Source organism: Rhodoferax sp. (assembly GCF_018063565.1).
Lineage (GTDB): Bacteria > Pseudomonadota > Gammaproteobacteria > Burkholderiales > Burkholderiaceae_C > Rhodoferax.
In genome coordinates, this window is sequence record NZ_JAGPBB010000151.1 from 1 (window position 1) to 4,986 (window position 4,986).

At 58.2% G+C, this 4,986-nt stretch carries 5 protein-coding genes; 1 reads left to right on the forward strand and 4 read right to left on the reverse strand.

Annotated elements, in window-relative coordinates; genetic code table 11:
- A partial coding sequence (locus tag KBF66_RS18745) for a fumarylacetoacetate hydrolase family protein (RefSeq protein WP_296661146.1) occupies positions 1–356 on the forward strand: 356 nt, incomplete at its 5' end.
- Here KBF66_RS18745 and KBF66_RS18750 read toward each other — a convergent pair.
- From KBF66_RS18750 to KBF66_RS18765, 4 genes are all read right to left on the reverse strand, one after another.
- Positions 348–2,282 (reverse strand): GGDEF domain-containing phosphodiesterase, encoded by a 1,935-nt coding sequence (locus KBF66_RS18750; RefSeq protein ID WP_296661149.1) that lies wholly within the window; start codon positions 2,280–2,282, stop codon positions 348–350. The two genes, KBF66_RS18745 and KBF66_RS18750, sit on opposite strands and share 9 nt — an antisense overlap.
- A complete protein-coding gene (locus tag KBF66_RS18755; protein WP_296661150.1) occupies positions 2,279–3,469 on the reverse strand; it encodes a hypothetical protein in 1,191 nt (396 codons plus the stop codon). Before KBF66_RS18755 ends, KBF66_RS18750 begins: the two co-directional genes overlap by 4 nt.
- A gap of 82 nt (positions 3,470–3,551) precedes the next feature.
- On the reverse strand, positions 3,552–3,914 hold the full coding sequence (locus KBF66_RS18760) for a carboxymuconolactone decarboxylase family protein (RefSeq protein WP_296661152.1): 363 nt from the start codon (positions 3,912–3,914) through the stop codon (positions 3,552–3,554).
- A 27-nt stretch (positions 3,915–3,941) separates the two neighbouring features.
- Positions 3,942–4,667: a hypothetical protein gene (locus tag KBF66_RS18765; RefSeq protein WP_296661154.1), complete on the reverse strand. Its 726-nt coding sequence runs from the start codon at positions 4,665–4,667 to the stop codon at positions 3,942–3,944.
- Between the last annotated feature and the right edge of the window lie 319 nt (positions 4,668–4,986).

Sequence of the window (4,986 nt, forward strand, 5' to 3'; positions counted from 1 at the left end):
TTCAGCGCAGCGGCACCTGGGACAAGGGTAAAGGCTGCGACAGCTTTGGCCCGCTCGGGCCTTGGCTGGTCACCGCCGATGAGGTGCCAGACCCTCAAAATCTCGACTTATGGCTCGAAGTGGACGGCAAACGCTATCAAAACGGCAATACCAAGACCATGGTTTATAAAGTGCCGTTCCTGATTCATTACCTGAGCCAGTTCATGAGCCTGCAGCCTGGCGACGTGATTTCAACCGGCACGCCTCCCGGCGTCGGTATGGGCCAAAAACCGCCGGTGTACCTGAAAGCCGGGCAAACCATGCGGCTCGGGGTGCACGGGCTGGGTGAACAGACGCAGCGGGTGGTGTCAGCTTGAGGTCAGGCTGTCTTTGACAAACTGTACAAGTTCGTCACCAGGCATGGGCCTGGCATAGTTGTAACCCTGCCCCACATCGCAGCCCTGGGCCCGGAGCCATTGTGCGGTCATCGGGTCTTCGATGCCCTCCGCAACCACCTGCAGCTTAAAGTTGTGGGCCAAGGCAACGGTTGACGCCACAATCGCCTGATCACCCGGGCTCGAGAGGAGTTTGCGGACAAAGGTCTGGTCGATTTTTAACTCGTCGATTGGCAGGCTCTTCAGATAAGCCAGCGAGGAATAGCCGGTGCCATAGTCGTCGATCGACAGTCTGAAGCCCCACTCATGCAAATTGCGCAACATCGCCATGGCCCGTTGCGGGGAGGCCATAAAGCAGCTTTCGGTGATCTCCAGATTGACGTACTGCGCTGCCAGACCGGTATCGCTCAGTGCGGCCTGCAGGGCATCCGGTAACTCCGGGTCGAGCAGGTTCAGTGCAGACAGGTTGATGGAAACACTCAGCATCAGGCCCGCCTGATGCCAGCGGGCACACTCGCGCATCGACGCTGACAGCACCCAGATGGTCAGCGGTCGGATCAGCCCGGACTCCTCCGCCACTGGAATGAAGGCCATGGGAGAGATCATGCCTTCGCTGGGGTCAGGCCAGCGCACCAGAGCTTCGGCACCCACTACTTGTCCTGTGACCAGATCGATCTGTGGCTGGTAATACATGGTCAGGCAGTCTTCATGCAAGGCGTCGCGCAGCTTGCCAAAAAGCAGATGATGGCGGGTGAATAACTTGTCTTGCTGCTCGTCATAGACAAACCAGCGCTGCGCTTGCTTGCGCGCCTGCAGCAATGCCTGTTCGGCTTTCTTCAGCAGCGTGGGGGCATCGGTTCCATGGTCCGGGAGCAAGCTCAGACCGAGTGTGAGTTCGATGTAGAGTGACAGCCCCTGCTCCTGCACCGCCAGGTTCTGGCGAGCGATAAAACGCCCCAATCCCTGCACATCGAACTGCGCCTTATCGATCCGGTAACTGATGGTGAACTCGTCGCGTCGCCCGCGCGACAGCACCCCATGGCCAGCCACTATGCTGGCCAGTTGGCTGGCCACCTGCTTGACTACGCTGTCGACACCGGCAAGCCCCAGCACATTGCCAAACTCCTGCAGCCGTTCCAGCCGCAAATTACATACCGCCAGGCGCTGGCCATGTTGCTGCACCTCGGCGATTTCCTGCCTCAGCAGTTCGACCAATTGGGTCTGGTTGGGCAGACCGGTGGTTTCGTCGTGTGTGGCCAGGTACTGCATCTGACTCAACAGCGCTTGCGCGTCGGCAGTACGGGCGGCCACCCGCTGGGTCAGCTTGTCTTCAAAGCGGCTGCGCAGCAGATTGAAATTGGCCGCCAGCAGTGTGTAAAAGGCCAGCGACAGAAGGTAATGTAATGCGGCGTCGCTCGGGTAATGGTAGGCAAAGGGAAGGCTTTGCCCACCGGCGACAAAGTAGCCCGTCACCAGCAACATAAAGCCCAGGCTGTACCACCAGCCGCGGCGTTGGCCTTTGAGGAAAAAGACCAGGAATGGGGCGGTGTAGGTCCAGTACAGCCCGGTTCCGGCGATACCGCCAAAAACAATCAGGGCAGAAAATATCACCAGCGCCGCCAGCAGCAGAAGCCTTTCGGCAAGATCGATCCAACGGCCTCCTTGCACCAGCAAAGCGGCTGGTACCAGCAGCGCCAAAACCGCCAGCAGTTCCACCTGGCCCAGTGTGCCCATACCTGGGGTCAAGAGGTTGAAAATGGCGAAGGTTGTCCCTACCACGATCCCGATCCAGATGGTGATGCGGATCTGCCAGCGTCGCTCGGCGGGCTCGACCAGACTGTCGTAATGAAGTCCCAGCACCTCGGTCAGGTGGCGCTGCAGGCGTTGCAAAGTGCTGCTGATGCTCATTGGGGGGTGAGCTTGGTGTTTTTCTGGCTCACGCTATCTTCCCACGCAAGCTCGAGGGTGCCCTGGTCGAGCAGGTCATGAAAGTCGTCGGGGGTGATGGTGACACGCTCCAGCACCTTGAAGCGGGTATTCAGAGGCACCAACGGGTACAGCGCGTGCGCCAGCGGCTGCAGTTGCAAGGCGCCCCAGACGCCCCGCAGGCAGTAATACACCAGTTCGGCACAGCTGAAACGGTTAAATTCTTTGGTGTCACTGCAATCAAAGTCGTAGGCTTCGCCAATTTTCTCAAGCGCCGAGGTGCGCGCCGCTTGCACCACTTGCGCCCGTGTGACCGCAGCGCCGCTTTGCAACTGCAGCAGCAGCTCGGCGACCAGCGGGTCGGAAAAACTCGGTGGTTTGGTGTGTGATCGGGCCGAGCGATGGTCTGCCGTCGCCCCGGGGGGAAGCGACAGCTCCGCCGGCACCCGCAGCACAGCAAGGTAATCACAACGCAGAAAGGTCAGGATGTCTTCAGCATGGACACCCTTGGCCATGGAATGAATCACCTGTTGTGGGCCGGTGGCAAAGTACTCAGCGCGTTGTTGAAACCTGGGTGGGACCAGCGCCCGGTCAGCCTCGGTCAGCTCGCCGACGTACAGCGCCGCATGGGTATACCAGCCCGGTCGGAAACCATGCTGTGATGTGACCGATGAACGCCGAATAAAGGCACCGTCGACATAGCCTTCATAGGCACGCAGCAGGATATCGCCGGGCTGCAATGTTTGAATGATGGCGCGCATGTTGGCACCCGAGATGCTGTAACCACGCGGGTTTTCCACCAGATAACTGGATGGCCAGAACAGCTTGACAGCGGGTGCACCACGGGTGTTCTTGAACTTTTTCAGTGTCCCAAACCACGACAGGAACGCGCTTTGACCGGGGTTGGGGTCCTTGGGTTCATCCGTGAGGCGGAGTGCGTCGGGCGTTTTTTTGTTGTAAACAAACAGCACGGCATAAGTCGCCGCCAGCAGATACAGCGCCAGCAGTGCCCAGAAACTGCGAAACAGCCACGGGCTGCTGGCTTCATCACTGGCCCACAACGCAACACCACCTGCAACCAGCGCCAGCGGAAACAACCAACACCACAGAGAATAGGCCAGGTACGCGGTGCGAACCAGCCCAAGCAGTACCGGCCAGACAAATTTCATGATGTCCCCCTTGCGATTGAGCCGGGAGACTACCTCAAAAATGCCCCCAACGCACCCAGGATCAGGGTTGGGGTCAAAAAAATCAGGCGCTGGTTGGTGCCGCAGGCTCCATGGCCTCCCAGGCGGCAATGGCTTCAGCGGCTTCCATCAGGCCAGGGCCGCCAGCCATATAAACGCACAGCGCCAGCACTTCATCAAGTTCGGCGCGGGTTGCGCCCAGGCGACGCAACACCTTGACGTGAAACGCGATGCAACCCGAACAATGCTGGGTGATGCCGATGGCCAGCGCAATCATTTCCTTGTGTTTGGCGCTGATGGCGCCCTCGGCCATGGCGGCCTTGGACATCTGGCCAAAACCGTTCATCACCTCCGATTGCGACTTGCGAAACGGTGCCAGATTCTCGTTGATGCTTTTCATCAAACCGATGGCGTCGTACGAACTCATGAAACCTCCTTGTGAAGAAAAATCAGATCAGCCAAATTTGGCGAACAGCTTGCTGTAAGGGCCTTTGAGTTTGCCCATCGCATCCTTCACGGCGGCCATGTCCTGCGCCAGCAACGCGTTTTGCAGGTCCAGTGTGGCACCGTTGACGGCATCGACCATCGCAGCAAACTCGCTTTTGCCAAGCAGCTCAGCCGGCGCCTGGGTGCGCAGTCGATTGGCCAGGTAAGACAGAGCACCGACCTGAGCGGTGACCTGCAGCATACCTTTTGGTTGTTCAAGCATGGCTTTGCCGTCAATCAGCACCGTTTCCATCTGCAGGTGATAGGCATGAATCTGGTCGGCATAAACAACAACGTTGCTGCGGCGACGCAGATCAGCGATCACGCTACGCACTTCTTTCAGGGCAGTGTGGGCGGCACCAGCTTGGCCTGCGGCCAGTTCGCTCTGTGCTTTGGAGAAAATGGCACTGACTTTGGCCACCGAGGCGGCAAATTCGGCATCCCTGTCGTAGGGCGCACCTGGCTTGCTGCCAACCTGATTACGGAAGCTGTCCCATGCTTTCTGGGCTGCTGTCAACGCCTCGGTGGCTTCGGGCAGCGACTGGCCACTGAGCTTGAACATGGCAACCCGGTAACTTGCGCTGGTGCCCTGCATCGCGTCTGTGACCGGATCTGCCGCAAACGCCATGCCAGCCGTCAGTAAAACAACGCCTAGCGCTGTGGCTGTGAGGGTTCGACGCAGAGAATTCAACATAATAGTTTCCTTGGTGGGTTGATTGGATGACCAGTGTGCGTCGAGTTCGTAAAGCCGATCCGATTGATGCGTGACGACATTGTAAAGATCAGCATTGGCTGATGTTTCGATTCATTTGCATGGTGGGATGTCCAGAAATAATCAAGATTCATAGCTATCAGCGCTTCACTCATATGCGCCAGTGCCACTTTTCATCGCAGATTCAAGCACGAAGTGCATCAGTGGGTAGTTTAATAGCTGTCGTTTCCAAGTGATAAAAGACCTCATGCGGGGTGCGATAGTCCAAGCATTTGCGAGGCCGATGGTTGAGGCGATACAG

Excerpts from the sequence above, each read along its gene's own strand:
- KBF66_RS18750 (WP_296661149.1), bottom strand. The coding sequence starts at position 2,282 with ATGAGCATCAGCAGCACTTTGCAACGCCTGCAGCGCCACCTGACCGAG.
- KBF66_RS18755 (WP_296661150.1), bottom strand. The coding sequence starts at position 3,469 with ATGAAATTTGTCTGGCCGGTACTGCTTGGGCTGGTTCGCACCGCGTAC.
- KBF66_RS18760 (WP_296661152.1), bottom strand. The coding sequence starts at position 3,914 with ATGAGTTCGTACGACGCCATCGGTTTGATGAAAAGCATCAACGAGAAT.
- KBF66_RS18765 (WP_296661154.1), bottom strand. The coding sequence starts at position 4,667 with ATGTTGAATTCTCTGCGTCGAACCCTCACAGCCACAGCGCTAGGCGTT.